We start from the raw sequence: 15,845 nt of genomic DNA on the forward strand, positions 1-15,845 counted from the left end.
GCGCGCCGCCGGGCGATCATCCCTGCTTCATCAACGCCGTGACGTGAAGCCGGCGGCGGATCCGCATCCCCTGCCGCTGGTACAGCGCGATCGCCGAGGCGTTGTTCGAAAATACGTGCAGGAACGGGATCTCGCCGCGCGCCTCGATCTGGCGCGCGATCGCCGCAAGCAGCGCCTGCGCGTAGCCGCGGCCGCGATGCTCGGGATGGACGCAGACAGCGGTCATCTCGGTGAAACTGCCCGGCTTCATGCGCTCGCCGGCCATCGCGGCCAGCTCGCCGCCGGCTCGGATGCCAAGGAACGTGCCGAGCTCATGCGTTCTTGCGGCGAACGGACCTGGCTTGGTCAGTGCGGTCAGCGCCATCATGGCGGGAACGTCGGCTACGCCGAGCGTGACGATCTCGGCGTCGCGCAACGGGCTGTCGGCGGGCGAGCCGATCATCTGCTCGCCGGTCTCGGCCAGCACAATCTTGAAGCCGGCAGGAACATCGACCGGTTCCGGCGTGAATAGCGCCGCCACCTGCGCGCCAGACATGAGCTCGCCGAGCGCCGCGAAACTCGCCGCTGACATGTCGACCATGTCGGCAAACGGCGTCATGTCCACGGGATAGCGCAGTGCCCCCGGGCCACCTTCCGCCAGATGCGTCTGGCGCGTCGTCAGCGCGCCCCAGATCGGCCGATCCAGTAGCCGCACATTGCTGTCGGACACCGGCCTAGTCCTTGTCGAAGCTGACGATGACAGCGGCGTTGGCGATGAGGATGGGATCATTCGCCTGTTCCGTGGCCGACGGAATTTCAAGCCCGCCCTTGACCGCATTGACGGTGACGGTGCCATAAGGCAATTCCTTGGCCACCGCGTCCCTGTCCACACTTTCCGGATTGGGCACCGCGATCGTGACGTCGACGAACATGTCGTTCGCGGTCTTGCCGATCATCCGGAAGAAGCCGAGGCTCGAATGCCGGATCGCATCCGAGACCGCACGCTTCGCGGCCTTGGTGGCGTCCCGGCCGTGAACGTCGACGCCCATACCCATCTCGGTGACACAACGAACGCGAGTCATTTCAGATTCCTGTGGCTGGTTGATTGCTGGTGCTAGTTCCGTCATTGCGAGCGCAGCGAAGCAATCCAGCCTGCCGCCGCTGAAAGACTCTGGATTGCTTCGCCATGCTCGCAATGACGATGAGGGAATAGCTTCGCCCCATCACGTCACGCCTTCGCCTTTTCATGCGCCCGCAGCTCGTCGACCAGCACCCGCACGTTCTCCGAATAGTCGATCGGGATGCAAACGAGATGCAAGCCGCCTTCCTTGAAGGCGGCATCGAGCGTCGGAGCAAAGCTGTCGATACTCGCGATGCGATGACCCTTGGCGCCATAAGACTTGGCATAGAGGACGAAATCGGGATTGCCAAAGGTCATGCCGAAATCGGCGAAATGATCGACGGCCTGCTTCCAGCGGATCATGCCATAGGCATGGTCCTCGAGCACCAGCACGACCAGGTTGAGCTTGAGACGGACCGCGGTCTCCATTTCCTGGCTGTTCATCATGAAGCCGCCGTCGCCGGCGACCGCAAGCACGCGGCGATCCGGATAGAGCATCGCGGCCATCATCGCCGACGGCAGACCCGCCCCCATCGTCGCCAACGCGTTGTCGAGCAGCAACGTGTTGGCGACGCGGGTGCGGTAATTGCGCGCGAACCAGATCTTGTACATGCCGTTGTCGAGCGCGACGATGCCGTTCTCCGGAATCACCTGCCTGATATCGTGCACGATGCGCTGTGGCGTCGGCGGCCAGCGCGCCTCGGTGGCGCGATCGGCGATTTGCGCGAGAATTTTCTCGCGCAACGGCAACAACGCTCCCGCTTGCGGCAGCTTGCCCTCTAGACGGTCGGCCAGCAACTCCAGGCTCGGGCCGACATCGCCGACGACCTCGGCATCGGGGAAATAGACCAGCTCGACGCTGGCCGGGGTGTAGCTGACGTGAATGACCTTCGGACCCGACGGCCCCATGATGAAGGGCGGCTTCTCGATCGGGTCGTGGCCGATTGCCACGATCAAATCGGCGGCCTCGATCGCATCGTGAACATAGTCGCGCTCGGTTAGCGCCGCGGTGCCCATATAGAGATTGGTGCCGCCGGGCACGGTGCCCTTGCCCATCTGCGTCGTGAAGAAAGGAATGCCGGTCCGCCGCACGAAGCTCGCGATGCCGTGGGTCGACCGCGGCCGGCTGGTCGCAGCCCCCATCATCACCAGCGGATGCTTTGCGGCCAAAATCATCTCGGCGGCGCGGTCGAGCGCGGCACGATGGGCGACGGGGATCTCGATCGGATGGATATGGATGACGGGAGTAGCAGGCACCTCGTCGCCCGCGATGTCCTCGGGCAGTTCGAGATGCACCGGCCCCGGCCGCTCCTCCATCGCCACGCGGAAGGCGTCGCGGACCACGGTCGGAATGCTGGAGGCGCTGATGATCTGCCGTGACAGTTTCGTCAGCGGCTTCATGGTCGCGACCACGTCGACGATCTGGAAGCGCGCCTGGCGGCTGCTCATGATCGGCTTCTGGCCGGTGATCAAAATCATCGGCATCGCGCCGAGATGCGCATAGGCCGCACCCGTGGACAGGTTGAGCGCGCCAGGGCCGAGCGTCGAGAGACAAACGCCGGGCTTGCCGGTCAGCCGGCCATGGGTCGCAGCCATGAAGGCGGCGGCCTGCTCGTGGCGGGTCAGGATCAGCTGGATTTTCGAGGTGCGCAGCGATTCGACGAGATCGAGGTTTTCCTCGCCGGGAACGCCGAAAATGCGATCGACGCCCTCGTTCTCCAGCGCCGCGACGAACAGATCCGATCCCTTGACCTTGCGTTCCTGTCCGCTCATGTCGTCTCCGCTTGCTACGCTCCCGAGTTCCGGGGAGCGGCAACATGGTAGCGGTTGGCGAGGCGAGCACAACTCACAAAGAGGCGCACCACTGCATCGGCGCCGTCATCGCGAGCGCGGTGCTTTTTCAAATTCGCACGATCATCGCAGACACGCCTTCGCATCCTCGCGGCGCGTTTCGCCCGAGCTTTGCTTGATCGCGTCACCCTCAAATGAAAGAGGGCGCAGGGAAGACCGGGAGCCGGCTGGCTCCCATTGACCGCTATGCAAGAAGTAGATTGCGCTACAGGGCATAGCGGGTAACAGGGCAACCGGATCATCCCAGCCTTCCCTGCGCGATGGTTGGAACGGCTTATGTCGTGATCTCCCCGGGGAGCGTTGCACTATTGCCCCCGTCGCCTTGCGGATGGCTGATGCGCGGGCCCGGTTGGGCCACCCCCATCACCGCAAGACTTGACGCACAGACCCCGGGCGTCAGGACCACACGATTTTGCCGTACGCAAGCCACACCGGTCGTTTGCGCGACGGCCTCGCTCACGGTTGCCCGCCCTGCAAAACCTCATCGCGCCGATGTGACCCACGTCCACCGCCGCCCGGCCCGCGTTCGTGACGATCGCGATACGCCCCTCTTCCTTGGGCCGGAGTGAGGCGACACATACGCCGTTTCCGAATTTCGGTAAAGTGGAATATTTTTGTGAGCGTGGATTGACCGAGCCTTGGCGTGTTTTGCCTGACGGGCAGCACAAGGTCTCGTAGCCCGGATGGAGCGCAGCGCAATCCGGGATCGCATCCACACGGGCAAAAGACCCCGGATTGCGCTGCGCTCCATCCGGGCTACGGGAAACACCTCACCTCACCTTCAGGCTGAGCTCCGTCCCGCCCTTCAGTGGCAGTGTCATCGACACAAAACCGTTGTTGGGATCGCGGATGAAGGCGAGGTAATCCGGCTCGGCGTTGTCGTTCATGACATAGCCGCCGACGAGCAGCTGCGGTGCGACGATCTCGATCACTTCGCGCGCGAGCGAGGGGCCTTTGTCGCCCGGCCAGCCGTCGATCAGGACGAAATCGACGGGGCCGCCGAGATCGCGCAGCGTCTGTCGCGCGTCGCCTTCACGGATCTCGGCGTAGTCGGCGAGACCCGCTTCAGTGAGGTTGCGTTTGGCGGCTTCGACCTTGGCCGGCACGATCTCCGAGCCGATCACGGTGCCGCCGCCATTGTCGCGGATCGCCGCGGCAAAATACAGCGTCGACATGCCGACCGAGGTCGCGAACTCCGCGACGCGCGTGGCACGCAGGCCGCGGCACAAGAGATAGATCAGCTCGCCCTGCTCGGGATGGATCGAAAAACCCTGCTCGGCATAGGCCTGCGGATCGCGGCTCGCAAAGGCATTGCCGCGCGGGCCGCCGCCGGACGGGCGTTGACGCGCGGCCTGCAAGCGCGCGATCACGGCGTTGACGCGCGGATCGGCAATCGGACTGTGTTCACTCACCATATTCTGCGCTCCGCTTCACTTGCCCAGGATTTCCGCAGCCGCGCGATCCAGGATCGCGGCGATGCGGCGCGCCTCGGCGGTATCGCTGCCGTGCTTCGCACGCAGTGCGCGTTTGAGATTGTGGCGAGCGCGGTGCAGCTCGTCAGAGGCATCCGCATCGAGATCGCTGATGCCCGCAAAGGCCTCGCGCACCTCGTCCATGCGGCGGCCGATCCGCGACAGCGCCTGAAGGATTCCGTCGGCGGTGGCGCGATGCTCGGCGAGAAACGCCTCGCCCTGCGGCGTGATGCTGTAGAGTTTTCTGCCGCCATCCTGCGCGACACGGGCGTGGCCGACCTCTTCGAGATAGGTCAGCGCCGGATAGATCACGCCGGGGCTCGGCGTGTAAAATCCCTCGGAGCGCTCCTCGATGATCTTGATCAGCTCGTAGCCATGCGCCGGCTTCTCAGCGAGCAGCGCGAGGATCACGAGCTGGAGGTCCTGCGAGGACAGCCGGCGCGCGCCCGGAAAGTCGTCGCCGCCGCGCCCGAAAAAGCCGTGTCCGCCGCGGCCGAAGCGATGCCGCCCGCCATGCCGGCCCATGGCGAAGTGGGCGAAGTGCCCAAAGTGGAAGTTTCTGTGGTCTCTGTGCTTACCAAACATGTCTTACGTCTCCTTCTCAAAACATATCTTACGATATAGTTTGCGATAGCGGAGGCGCAAATCACGGGTCCGTGATCGACCGGTCAGGGCCGCAGAGGCCGGGTGGCGCTACTCGGCGGCCTCACTGTGAGGCACGCCCTGCTCGACCTCGAGCTGAAGGATGTCGTTGAAGCGGTTGAAGGCGCCGCACAGCGCGATGCGCCAGGTCAGCTCGACGATCTCTGCTTCCGAGAAATGGGCGCGAAGGCGGGCAAAAATCTCGTCGCGCGTCTTGTTCCAGTTGTTGGTGACGGCGATGGAATATTCGACGACGAGCTTGTCGCGCTCATCGAGCTCGGGGTGATCCTTGTAGTCGACCAGGCGCGCGGCGCCCTCCTCCGACACGCCTTGCACCGCCAGCTTCGGCGCGTGGTGCGAGACGCAATAATCGCATTTGTTGAGCAGCGACACCGTCACCAGCGCGAGCTCGAGATGGCGTTTCGACACCAGGCCCTCGCTCGCGAGATCGACCAGCAACGACCACATGTGCTTGAAGATCGGCAGACGATGCGCCATCACACCGGCCTGGTTCTCGAACGCGCCGTAGGTCGTCATCTTGTCCCACAGCGGTCGCAATGCTTCCGGCAGATCGTCCCTGGTCTTGATCGAAACGCGCGACATGGCATTCCATCCTCGGCTGGAACATGCATGCTGCCATAAAGGTGCGCCGATGTCCGCCATTGCAATCGCATGACTCCCAAGACCTTTGAAGCGCGCTGCCTTTGCCTTCCCGCCGCCACCAAGGTGGTGCAGTGGGAAGGCACCTCCGTGTTCAAGGTCGGCGGCAAGATGTTCGCGCTGAGCGGCGGCTTGACCGCAAGCTACATGTTCAAGACCTCGGATATGGCCTATGCGATGCTGATCGAGCAAGGCGCGGCGCGGCCGGCGCCGTATCTGGCACGGGCCAAATGGGTGCAGCTCGTCAGCAACACAGCGCTGCCCGATGCCGCGCTCACCGCCTATCTCGCGCAAGCCCATGCGCTGATCGTGGCAAGGCTGACGCGGAAGGCCCGCAAGGAGCTCGGGCTGGGCTAAAGCTTCGCCTCGGCAAAGATGCGGCCGATCCAGTCGAGGAAGATACGCAGGCGCAGCGTGAGCTGGCGATTTTGCGGGTACAGCGCCGAGAGTGGCGTCGGCGACGGCGGAAAGTTCGGCAGCACCTCGACCAGCGCGCCGCTGGCGAGATCTTGCTCGAAACGGTAGCGCGGCGCCTGGACCATGCCAAAGCCGAGCCGCGCCAGATCCGACATCGTGTCGGAATTGTTCACCCGGATCCGGCTTGGCAGCATGATCTCGCGCAAGGTGCCGCCGACCGAAAATTCCAGCGGCAGCACGTCGCCCGTTCGCGACGAAATGAAGCCGACCATCTGGTGCCCGTCGAGCGCGTCCGGCGCTGTGGGCGTGCCGTGCTGTGCGAGATAGGCCGGACTTGCCACTGTAATCTCCGCGACCGTGCCGAGGCGGCGCTGGATCATGCCGCTGTCATCGGGCTGGCCAGCGCGAATGACGCAATCGACGCCCTCGCGCACGAGATCGACCAGGCGGTCGCCCTGCCCGATCTGCAACTCCAAGAGCGGATGACGCGCCAGGAATTCCGGCAGTTTTGGCAGGATGAAGGTGCGCGTCAAAAGCGGATGCGCATCGACGCGCAGCAGGCCGCGCGGCTCGGCGTCGCGCATCGCGCTTTCCGCCTCCTCCACCTCCGACAGGATCGCGACACAGCGGCGGTAATAGTCCTCGCCGTCGAGGGTCGGCGTGACATGGCGCGTGGTGCGCTCGAGCAGGCGCACGCCGAGACGCGCCTCGAGGCCGCGGATCACCTCGCTCGCCGTCGAGCGCGGCAGGCCGAGATCGGCAGCGGCGGCGGTAAAGCTGCGCCTTTCGACGAGGCGGACGAACAGGCGCATGGAGTCGAAACGGTCCATGCCGGATTGTTCAACACAGCCGACAGGTGATGGCAAGAGCTGCCGGATTATCCGCCTCGCACGATCGGCTATTCCCTGCGGAGGAGACGCGGGACGAACCTGCCGTCGCTGCCACGGAGCTTCACCATGCCCTTTGCCAACATCAAGGTCCCGCAGGCTGCGCTGTCGACAGCGCAGAAGCAGGAGATCGTGCATCGCGTGACCGCGATGTTCGTCGATTACTTCAGCGAAGCGGCACGTCCCCACACGATGGTGCTGATCGAGGAAGTGCCCGACGGCGGCTATGGCCGCGCCGATGAAGTGTTCGTGATCCCCGCGCCGTACCGGGCCAAGGAGTGAGGTGGGCGCTCTCCACAACGTGATGGGATGATCGTCATCCTCCCATTGGCCCGGTGCTGCACCGCAACTAGCTCACGGGAAATTCCATTTCTGATGGAGAATTTCGATGAGCAAGCCCAACACCACATCCGCCAAGAACCATCGCTACGAGCTCGTGCACGGCGAAGGCGCCGACTTCGTCGCCTATCAACGCCGCAGCGACAACGGCCGTTGGCAAACCCTCGCGACCTGGATGATCCCGCAGTCGATCTGCGCGTAGAAAAAAGCGTCGTCATGCCCGGGCTTGTCCCGGGCATGCACGTTCCTTGTGACGCGCGGCGAGGCTCGCATGCGCTGCGCGTATCGCTCAGCGCTTCTTCTCGCTGTCCACCTGTGTCGCCCGCAAGAGATTGTCGCGCAGCCGGCTCACCGTCTTCTGCACCACCGGAAATTCATCGCCGAGACCGGTCGCCTCGATCACGGATTTGCCGAGATCCTGCTCGATCAGCTTGCGGCCGGCCGGCATCAGGCCGATCCGCACCTGCCGCTCGTCGGTGGGATCGCGGTGGCGGCTGATGAATCCCATCTGCTCGAGCTTCTTCAGGATCGGCGTCAGCGTGTTGGATTCCAGGAACAGCTTTTCGCCCAGCGCGCTGACGGTCAGCTCGTCCTCGTCCGACAGCGCCACCATGGCGATGTACTGGGTGTAGGTCAGGCCGACCTTGTCCAGCAGCGGCTTGTAAGCGCGGCCGAAGGCCAGATTGGCCGAATAGACGGCAAAGCACAGGAAATTCGACAGTTTTCGGCCTTTATCGGTGGATTTGGAAAGACGGGCCACGGGAACCTCCGCAATTTGTGATCCGCCAGGGAATATAAATCGCATCCGATTAAATCGGAAGAGATTGACTGGCTCGGTCGCCAGGTTTATTTCAATACGCATCCGATTAGATCGGATACGATATAACTCAAACCCCGAAAGGAATTCCGCCATGACCACCGCTGCAAAAGTTCTCTTCACAGGCCAGGCCCACGTTACCGCCGGCCATGACGGCGCCGCACGCTCGCAGGACGGCCAGCTCGACATCAAGCTGCCGCAGCCGCACCCGGCCGCCGAAAACCTGTTCGCCGCCGCCTGGTCGGCTTGCTACCTCGGCGCCATCGGGCTCGCCGCCGCCCAGCGCAAGGTCAAGCTGCCGCAAGAGCCGTCGGTCGATACCGCGATCGACCTGAACAATGCGGCCAGCGGCTTTTTCCTGCGCGCCCGCCTCGACGTCAGCGTGCCCGGTGTCGATCGCGCAGTTGCGCAGGAGCTGATCGAGGCCGCGCACGGCATCTGCCCTTACTCCAAGGCCGTCCACGGCAACATCGAAGTGACAACAACCCTCGTCTGACACACTCCGACGCGGCCCGGCCGAGGAACGGCCGGGCGCGGCGCGGAGCAACAATCCGGGAGCCGACCATGAGCAACAATTTCCTGCGAACCGTGCGCGTGCTGGCGAGCGTTGCCTTGCTCGCCACCAACATCGTCACGCGGCCAGCCGCCGCAGCGCAGCCGGCCGGCGTCACCCGCACCGACCTCCAGCGCCACGACCTCAGCGCGCCCGGACGCGAAGCGGTGCAGGTCCGCGTCGACCTCGCACCGGGCATAGCCTTCGGCCGCCACACCCATCCGGGCGAAGAGATCATCTACGTGCTGGCCGGCCGCATGGAATACGACGTCGACGGCAAGCCGCCGGTGACGCTGAAGGCCGGCGACGTGCTGTTCATCCCGGCCGGAACCGTTCATGCCGCGAAGAACGTCGGCGACGTGACCGCGAGCGAGCTTGCGACCTATATCGTCGAGAAGGACAAGCCGCTGCTGACGCTGGTGAAGTGAGCCGGATTGACCCATTCGCAATATCTGACTAAAGTCAGATATCATGCTCGATCCTGTTTCCCGCGTCCGCCGCTTCAACCGTGCCGTGACTTCTGCCGTCGGCGCGCTCGACACCTCGTTCCTCGGGCGCGGACGGCCGCTTGGTGCGGCGCGCGTGCTCAATGCAATCGGGCAAGGGCGTTCGGATGTGGCTGACATCCGCGACTATCTCGGCCTGGATTCCGGGCTGATGAGCCGCCTGCTGCGCAGCCTCGAGGACGAAGGGCTGATCGAGACCGAAACGCATGAAGACGACGCACGACGTCGCGTTGCCAGCCTGACGCGCGCGGGCCGGCGCGAATTCGCGGCCTATGAGGCATTGTCGAACACGCAGGCCGAAGGTTTCCTCGCGCGGCATGCGCAGCGCGAAGCGCTGCTGGCGGCGATGGATCTGATCGCGTCGGCGCTGACGCGCGAGCGCATTGCACTCACCGAGATGGATCCGCGCAGCGACGAGGCCCGCTATTGCCTCGGCGAGTATTACGCCGAGCTCGGCCGCCGCTTCAAACAGGGTTTTGACGTCTCGCTGTCGCGCGATCCCGATGCCAAGGACATGCGCCGCCCGCGCGGCAGCTTCATCGTGGCGATGTCCGACACGCTGCCGATCGGTTGCATCGGCCTGAAGGGAACGGATCACGGTTATGCCGAGATCAAGCGCCTCTGGGTCGCGCCCTCCGCGCGTGGATTGGGGCTCGGCAAGCGCCTGATGGACGCCGCCGAGGATGCCGCACGCACGCTCGGCATCGCCCTCTTGCGGCTCGACACCAACAGCGCGCTGCCGGAAGCCGGCCGGCTCTACCGCACCACCGGCTGGCGTGAGATCCCGCGCTTCAATGACGACCCCTACCCGGATCTGTTTTTCGAAAAGCGCCTGTGAGCGGTGCACCGATTCCCGTGCTCCCGCGTTAGGCTCGGAGCCGCAGGAGCATCGCCATGACGCCAGCCGAACTCGCTCACATCTATCGCGGCTATATTGCTTGCCTGAACCGGCAGGATTGGACAGCACTCGGCCAATTTGTGCATGACGAGGTCGTGCACAATGCGCGGCCACTTGGGCTGACAGGCTATCGCGCGATGCTGGAGCAGGATTTTCGCGAGATCCCGGACTTGCGTTTCAACATCGACCTGCTGATCTCCGAGCCACCGCGCATCGCCAGCCGGCTGAAATTCGATTGCATGCCGGCCGGCACGTTCCTCGGGCTGGCCGTGAACGGCAGGCGTGTGTCATTCTGCGAAAACGTGTTCTACGAATTCCGCGACGGAAAGATCCGGCAGGTATGGTCGATCGTCGACAAGGCGGCGATCGAAGCGCAGCTCTGAGGCTGCGCCTCATTTTCATCATGCTGCCACTGGCGCCGGCGCCGGCTCGCCTTGCGGCTTCGGGAACGGGCGGAAATTCATCGCCATCAGGAACGCGCCGAGGCCCATCGCCCAGGAGCCGATATAGAGCCAGGCGTAGCTAGAGAACGCGTCATAGATCAGGCCGCCGGCGAGCGGGCCGGTCGCCATGCCGAGGCTGCCCGCCATCGCGGTGCCGCCGATCATCGTCCCCATCATGCGCAGCGGAAAGTTTTCGCGGATCAGCACCGAATAGAGCGGCATGGTGCCGGCATAGATGAAGCCGAACACGGCAGCGACCGTATAGAACGTCGCGAGCTGGTGCGCGAACACATAGGCGAGCGCGCCGAACGCCTGCAACAGCAGGCCTGAGACCAGTACGCGCTTGGCGCCGAACCGGTCCCCCATCACGCCAAAGGCGATGCGGCCGCCAAGGCCGGCGAGGCCTTCGACGCTGTAGATCGTCACCGCCGCGATCAGCGGAATGCCGCAGCTCACGGCATAGCTGACGGTGTGGATGATCGGGCCGGAATGGGTGGCGCAGCAGAAGAAATTGGTCGCGACGAGGATCAGGAATTGCGGCGAGCGCAGCGCTTCGCCCCGCGACATCTCGGCCTGTGGCACGCCTCCGCCCGACGGCGCGGCGGTTGGATGCGCGAGCGCCGGGGGACGACGCACCAGCAGCGATACCGGGATCATGATGGCACCAACCACCAGCGCCACGATCTGCATCGCGGTGCGCCAGTCATGGTTCGAGACGAGCCAGGCCGCGAGCGGCGCCATCGTCATCGGCGCCACGCCCATGCCGGCCGACACCAGCGAGACGGCCAGGCTGCGATGGGTGTCGAACCAGCCGGTGACGGTCGCCATCATCGGCGCGAAGATCGCGGCGCAGGAGGCGCCGACCAAAAGGCCGAACACGAACTGGAACACGATCAGCGAGGTCGCATGGCTCGCGGCGAACAGGCTCAACGCCAGCACCGTCGATCCCGTCAGCACCACCGGCAGCGGACCAAACTTGTCCGTCAGAGTCCCCCAGATCATGCTGCTGAACGCCATCGCCAGGAAGCCGATCGTCATCGCGCTGGAGATGCCGGTCACCGACCACCCGGTGTCCTTCGCGATCGGCTGGAGGAACACCGGCAGCGAAAACATGCCGCCGATGGCGACGCAGCCGAGCAAGCCGCCGGCGGCGACAATCACCCAGCGATAAGAGGTACCAGTCATGTTTGTCTCCCGTCAGGTCTGTCTGGGTGGAAGACGAATTGGAATGGCGCAAGCAGACAGGTCGACGCTACTTTATTTCGCGAGCCCCCGCGACCGCCGCGAGCGCATGGTTCCGCCGCCGGCGTCTCTGGTGCGCCCTGCCGGCGCAGCATATCTGATGGCAGCAGATGTCAGGAAGAACCCGCATGCCAAAAGTCGACGTCGCCGCTGTCCCCGCCCGCAAGGGCTCCGGCTATCCCGCCCCCTTCGACGCGCCTTGCGCCGAGCGCCTCCGGCAACGGCTCGGCAATGCCGGAGGCCTCTCCGATTTCGGTATCAATCTGATGCGCCTGCCGCCGGGCAACTGGTCGAGCCAGCGGCATTGGCACTCGCACGAGGACGAGTTCGTCTATGTGCTCGAAGGCGAGTTGACGCTGATCGAGGACGGCGGCGAAACCGTGCTGCGCGCCGGCGATTGCGCCGCCTTTCCGAAAGGCAGCGGCAACGGCCACCACATGATCAACCGCTCGGATGCAATGGCCGTGTATCTCGAAGTCGGCTCCCGCTCGCCCGACGACCTCATCACCTGCTCCGACATCGACATGATGAGCCCGGCGTCCGATGGCCGCTTCCTGCACAAGGACGGCACGCCGTATCCGGACGGATAAGCGATATCGCCGAGACCTCGCCAAGGGACGTGCTCTCTGCACAAGGTTGCAATTCGATTTGAGACGCTGCGCAGCTGCGATAGGATGTTGGCCGACCGCCCTATAGCCGGCAGCACCAAGGACAGCGGCATGTCGAAGCAAACCCATGAGCCCGAGATCGGACTTATCGAGATCGATCGCGATATCACGCTGCGCAGGATGCTGGTCCGCAGCACCGCGCCGACGCGGACCGTGCTTCTGCTGCATGGATTTCCCGAAACGATTTTGGGATGGAAGGACATTTCGCTCGCGCTGGCCGTCGACCACGACGTCCACAGTTTCGACTGGCCCGGCTACGGCCTCTCGTCGCGTCCGCCGGTCGATCGCTTTGCCTATGCGCCGGCAGACTATGCCCGCGTGCTGAAGGGCTATATCGAGGCCGCAGGCATCGATCGTACCAAGCTCACGATCTATGCGACCGACATCGGCGCGCTGCCGGCGCTGCTGCTGGCGCTCGATGAGCCCGATATCGCGAGATCGCTGATCGTCGGCGATTTCGCGCCCTTCAACCGGCCCGCGCTGATGTGGCAGAACCTGCAGGCCCTGAAGTCGAAGCCGTCATCGGACCATGTCCGCGCCGCGATGAACGCCGGCCGCGACGAAATCCTGCAAAACACCTTCTTTCGCGGCCTGCCGAAGCAGGCCCACTACGACGTCCCGCAGGCGTTTCGCGACGACATGGCAAAGGCATGGAGCCACGACGGGATGACCGTCGTGGATGCCTTCTATCACTACTATGCCTCGTTCACCCGCGACCAGGACCATTTCGAGGCCAACCTCGCCCGGCTCAAGACGCCGGTGAAAGTGGTGTGGGGCTCGGACGACCTCTACATCACGAAGGACATGGGCGCCGAGCTTGCGGAGCGCATCCGCGCGGAGCTCAACGTGCTCCAGGGCATCGGCCACTACCCTCACCTCCAGGCGCCCGAACAGACCGTCGTGGAAATTCGCGCTGCATCGCGCTGAGTGCAAGCGACGCGCTCACCGGGCGGCGCGGCGCCACTTGCTGACCGTGAGCCATATTGCGGAGACCAGAAAATAGATCGCGCCGACTGCGGCATAGCCTGCGACGTCAGCGATCGACGGAGACATCGGCGTCGTGGCTTGAAAGATGAAGAAGCCGCCGGCCAAAGCCGACTGGCCACCGCTGAGCACCATCGCCCACTGCGCGCCAAAGCTTTTCCAACGCCGGATGGCTGTTCCCAGCTGAAGCAACCCGGACAGGATCGCCCAACCGCCGAAAACGCCGAGCAGCCAATTCATGCTCATGTGCAAGGCGACGATGACAGCGATGGTCGTCACCACGCTAACCAGAACGTTCAGCGCCTGCGTACGATTCTGATCAAGGCCGCCGCTGCGCAGCGCGTCCACGGCATTGGCCGCGGCGTCCCATGCCGGATAGAGCACGAGCAAGGATCCGGCGATCGCCGCGGAAGACGGAGCAACGGCGAACGCGGCCATGACCCAGGCAACCGAGAACGCCGCCCGGATGAAGTAGTAGGATTTCAGCCATTGCTCGCGATCGGCAACAACCAGGTCCACTTGGTGATACGTCACTTTAGCTCTCCTTTACCTACTAGTTGGTAGTTTTCGTGCGGCGAGATCCCTCACCCACGCCTGTGAGTGTTGTCGTCTCGCCGAAATCTCTCAGTGCTTGTTGGACAGCCGATCCAGCAGCGGGGCGGTGATCACACCGAACATTTTTGGATCGCCATAGGCGCGCGCCGACAGCATCGCGCCGTGAACCGTTGCCATGAATCCTTCAGCCTCGACCCGGGCCGTACCGGAGAGCTTGAGTTGCCCCTTCCGCTTGCCGCGCTCCAACATTGACGTCAGCCACGCGGCAAGCGCGCGGAAATGCGCACGAACTTCAAGCGCCACGTCCTCCGGCAGAATCGGAAGCTCGCTTGCCAGCAGCGCACAGACACAGAAGGACGCCGTCGCATCGTTGATGCACGCCTCCCAATACCCGACGTAACTCTTGAGCTGGTCGCGCGGGTCCGTGATGTTCCGCTCGAGTGCCGCCAGTCCCGCCTCCGCTTCTTCGCGGTAGCGCAACACGAGGGTGCGGACCAGATCGACCTTGCTGGCGAAATGGTGGTGAATGCTCGGCTTGCGGATGCCGACGATTTCGGCGACATCAGCATAGCTGAAGCCGTTGTAGCCACCCGCGATGATCAGACTGCGTGCGCAGGCCAGGATATCGTCGGCGGTTGAGGATCCATTGGTCATGATTTTGACTACCTTCCAGTAGGTAGAGAGTCAAGAACGGGATGCTTCAACCATCCGTGAGTGGTAGGAGGCTGCATGACCATCCGTCCCATCGTCCGTTACCCCGACCGCCGCCTTGCGATCCCGGCGCGGACCGTGACGGCATTCGACGATACACTGCGCGAGTTGGCAGCCGATCTGCTCGACACGATGCGCGCTGCGCCCGGGATCGGCATCACTGCGCCGCATATCGGCGTGCCCCTGCGGGTCGTGGCGCTCGAGCTCGACGCCAGGGACGGCGCGCGCACCTATGTCAATCCGCAGATTGAATGGGCGTCGCCCGAGATGATCATGCACCGCGAGGGCAGCGTCTCGATGCCTGGCGTCAACGACGAGGTGCAGCGGCATGCGCGCGTCCGGATCAGCTATCAGGATCTCGACGGTGCCACGCACACCGAGGAGTCCGAGGCCTTGCGCGCCGTCTGTCACCAGCACGAGATCGACCAGCTCGACGGCCTGTTCTGGATCCAGCGGCTGTCGCGGCTGAAACGGGATCGGCTGGTAAAGAAATTCGAGAAGATGTCGCGGGAGTAGAAAATGACAAGCTTACCCATCAGCACCGCATCATGCGCCTGCGGCCGCGTTCAACTCAAGGCGTTCGGCGCGCCGATCGTCAGTGCCGTCTGTTATTGCGGAGATTGCCGGAAGGGAGCCGACCAGATCGAAGCTTTGCCCAACGCCGGCGCCGTGCGCGATGCTGATAGCGGGACCTCCTACAGCCTCTATCGGAAAGACCGCTTCGAATGCGCAGAGGGCGCCGAGCTGCTTAAGCCCTACAAGCTCAAGGACAGTTCGCCGACAAACCGGGTTGTCGCGACGTGCTGCAACTCGGCGATGTTTGTGAACTTCGACCGAGGCCCGCACTGGGTCTCGGCCTATCGCGCGCGCCTTCACGGCGAGCTCCCGCCGCTTCAGTACCGGATTTGCACCAAATCCAAGCCGGAGGGCGTCGTCCTCCCGAACGACGTTCCGAGCTCAGGGAGTTTTCCTCCAGGACTCATTTTCAAGATTCTCGCGGCGCGGATCGCGATGGCATTTGGTCGATGAACGCGTAGGATGGGTAGAGCGAAGCGAAACCCATCACCGCGCCTGCTCGAAGAAGTCGATGGGTTTCGCTTC

General features: G+C 64.1%; 23 protein-coding genes. 12 read left to right on the plus strand and 11 right to left on the minus strand.

Going from position 1 to position 15,845, the window contains the following annotated elements:
* Positions 1-16: 16 nt before the first annotated feature.
* The 3 genes from IC761_RS21070 to IC761_RS21080 form a co-directional block, all read right to left on the minus strand.
* Complete coding sequence (locus IC761_RS21070) at positions 17-709, minus strand: GNAT family N-acetyltransferase (RefSeq protein WP_195798550.1); 693 nt, start codon at positions 707-709, stop codon at positions 17-19.
* 4 nt (positions 710-713) lie between these two features.
* Entirely contained in the window at positions 714-1,061 is a 348-nt protein-coding gene (locus IC761_RS21075; RefSeq protein WP_195798551.1) for a Lin0512 family protein, read from the minus strand.
* Positions 1,062-1,207: 146 nt separating this feature from the next.
* Positions 1,208-2,872 (minus strand): acetolactate synthase large subunit, encoded by a 1,665-nt coding sequence (locus IC761_RS21080; protein ID WP_195798552.1) that lies wholly within the window; start codon positions 2,870-2,872, stop codon positions 1,208-1,210.
* 44 nt (positions 2,873-2,916) lie between these two features.
* Between IC761_RS21080 and IC761_RS21085 the strand changes: the two genes are divergently transcribed.
* Positions 2,917-3,069 (plus strand): hypothetical protein, encoded by a 153-nt coding sequence (locus IC761_RS21085; RefSeq protein ID WP_195798553.1) that lies wholly within the window; start codon positions 2,917-2,919, stop codon positions 3,067-3,069.
* A gap of 651 nt (positions 3,070-3,720) precedes the next feature.
* Here IC761_RS21085 and IC761_RS21090 read toward each other — a convergent pair.
* From IC761_RS21090 to IC761_RS21100, 3 genes are all read right to left on the minus strand, one after another.
* Positions 3,721-4,365, minus strand: a complete 645-nt coding sequence (locus IC761_RS21090) for an O-methyltransferase (protein WP_195798554.1) — start codon at positions 4,363-4,365, stop codon at positions 3,721-3,723.
* A 15-nt stretch (positions 4,366-4,380) separates the two neighbouring features.
* On the minus strand, positions 4,381-5,007 hold the full coding sequence (locus IC761_RS21095; RefSeq protein WP_195798555.1) for a PadR family transcriptional regulator: 627 nt from the start codon (positions 5,005-5,007) through the stop codon (positions 4,381-4,383).
* A gap of 108 nt (positions 5,008-5,115) precedes the next feature.
* A complete protein-coding gene (locus IC761_RS21100) occupies positions 5,116-5,667 on the minus strand; it encodes a carboxymuconolactone decarboxylase family protein (protein WP_195798556.1) in 552 nt (183 codons plus the stop codon).
* A gap of 69 nt (positions 5,668-5,736) precedes the next feature.
* On the opposite strand from IC761_RS21100, the gene IC761_RS21105 reads away from it, so the two are divergent.
* Entirely contained in the window at positions 5,737-6,081 is a 345-nt protein-coding gene (locus IC761_RS21105) for an MmcQ/YjbR family DNA-binding protein (protein WP_195798557.1), read from the plus strand.
* On the opposite strand, the gene IC761_RS21110 is transcribed toward IC761_RS21105, so the two are convergent.
* Positions 6,078-6,971 carry a LysR family transcriptional regulator gene (locus IC761_RS21110; protein ID WP_195798558.1) on the minus strand — a complete coding sequence of 298 codons (894 nt, stop codon included), beginning with the start codon at positions 6,969-6,971 and terminating at the stop codon, positions 6,078-6,080. The two genes, IC761_RS21105 and IC761_RS21110, sit on opposite strands and share 4 nt — an antisense overlap.
* A gap of 126 nt (positions 6,972-7,097) precedes the next feature.
* Here IC761_RS21110 and IC761_RS21115 point away from each other — a divergent pair, with 126 nt between their 5' ends.
* Positions 7,098-7,310, plus strand: a complete 213-nt coding sequence (locus IC761_RS21115; RefSeq protein WP_195798559.1) for a tautomerase family protein — start codon at positions 7,098-7,100, stop codon at positions 7,308-7,310.
* A gap of 106 nt (positions 7,311-7,416) precedes the next feature.
* Complete coding sequence (locus IC761_RS21120) at positions 7,417-7,569, plus strand: hypothetical protein (protein ID WP_195798560.1); 153 nt, start codon at positions 7,417-7,419, stop codon at positions 7,567-7,569.
* Between the two features lie 87 nt (positions 7,570-7,656).
* Here IC761_RS21120 and IC761_RS21125 read toward each other — a convergent pair whose 3' ends face one another.
* Entirely contained in the window at positions 7,657-8,127 is a 471-nt protein-coding gene (locus tag IC761_RS21125; protein WP_246791289.1) for a MarR family winged helix-turn-helix transcriptional regulator, read from the minus strand.
* A 151-nt stretch (positions 8,128-8,278) separates the two neighbouring features.
* Here IC761_RS21125 and IC761_RS21130 point away from each other — a divergent pair, with 151 nt between their 5' ends.
* From IC761_RS21130 to IC761_RS21145, 4 genes are all read left to right on the plus strand, one after another.
* Positions 8,279-8,680, plus strand: a complete 402-nt coding sequence (locus IC761_RS21130) for an Ohr family peroxiredoxin (RefSeq protein WP_195798562.1) — start codon at positions 8,279-8,281, stop codon at positions 8,678-8,680.
* A gap of 68 nt (positions 8,681-8,748) precedes the next feature.
* Positions 8,749-9,165, plus strand: coding sequence for a cupin domain-containing protein (locus tag IC761_RS21135; protein WP_195798563.1), 417 nt, complete (start codon positions 8,749-8,751; stop codon positions 9,163-9,165).
* Positions 9,166-9,208: 43 nt separating this feature from the next.
* Positions 9,209-10,081, plus strand: coding sequence for a helix-turn-helix domain-containing GNAT family N-acetyltransferase (locus IC761_RS21140; protein ID WP_195798564.1), 873 nt, complete (start codon positions 9,209-9,211; stop codon positions 10,079-10,081).
* A 56-nt stretch (positions 10,082-10,137) separates the two neighbouring features.
* Complete coding sequence (locus tag IC761_RS21145; protein WP_195798565.1) at positions 10,138-10,524, plus strand: ester cyclase; 387 nt, start codon at positions 10,138-10,140, stop codon at positions 10,522-10,524.
* A gap of 18 nt (positions 10,525-10,542) precedes the next feature.
* Here the strand turns inward: IC761_RS21145 and IC761_RS21150 are convergent, their stop codons facing one another.
* A complete protein-coding gene (locus IC761_RS21150) occupies positions 10,543-11,769 on the minus strand; it encodes an MFS transporter (RefSeq protein WP_195798566.1) in 1,227 nt (408 codons plus the stop codon).
* Positions 11,770-11,954: 185 nt separating this feature from the next.
* Between IC761_RS21150 and IC761_RS21155 the strand changes: the two genes are divergently transcribed.
* Positions 11,955-12,416 carry a cupin domain-containing protein gene (locus IC761_RS21155; RefSeq protein ID WP_195798567.1) on the plus strand — a complete coding sequence of 154 codons (462 nt, stop codon included), beginning with the start codon at positions 11,955-11,957 and terminating at the stop codon, positions 12,414-12,416.
* A 129-nt stretch (positions 12,417-12,545) separates the two neighbouring features.
* Entirely contained in the window at positions 12,546-13,421 is an 876-nt protein-coding gene (locus IC761_RS21160; RefSeq protein WP_195798568.1) for an alpha/beta fold hydrolase, read from the plus strand.
* A 15-nt stretch (positions 13,422-13,436) separates the two neighbouring features.
* Here IC761_RS21160 and IC761_RS21165 read toward each other — a convergent pair whose 3' ends face one another.
* Both IC761_RS21165 and IC761_RS21170 read right to left on the minus strand, forming a co-directional pair.
* On the minus strand, positions 13,437-14,012 hold the full coding sequence (locus tag IC761_RS21165; RefSeq protein ID WP_195798569.1) for a DUF308 domain-containing protein: 576 nt from the start codon (positions 14,010-14,012) through the stop codon (positions 13,437-13,439).
* 90 nt (positions 14,013-14,102) lie between these two features.
* A complete protein-coding gene (locus tag IC761_RS21170; RefSeq protein ID WP_195798570.1) occupies positions 14,103-14,687 on the minus strand; it encodes a TetR/AcrR family transcriptional regulator in 585 nt (194 codons plus the stop codon).
* A gap of 75 nt (positions 14,688-14,762) precedes the next feature.
* Between IC761_RS21170 and IC761_RS21175 the strand changes: the two genes are divergently transcribed.
* Positions 14,763-15,260, plus strand: a complete 498-nt coding sequence (locus IC761_RS21175) for a peptide deformylase (RefSeq protein WP_195798571.1) — start codon at positions 14,763-14,765, stop codon at positions 15,258-15,260.
* A 3-nt stretch (positions 15,261-15,263) separates the two neighbouring features.
* Complete coding sequence (locus IC761_RS21180; RefSeq protein ID WP_195798572.1) at positions 15,264-15,773, plus strand: GFA family protein; 510 nt, start codon at positions 15,264-15,266, stop codon at positions 15,771-15,773.
* The last annotated feature ends 72 nt before the right edge of the window (positions 15,774-15,845 follow it).

This window comes from Bradyrhizobium commune, from assembly GCF_015624505.1.
Taxonomy (GTDB): domain Bacteria; phylum Pseudomonadota; class Alphaproteobacteria; order Rhizobiales; family Xanthobacteraceae; genus Bradyrhizobium; species Bradyrhizobium commune.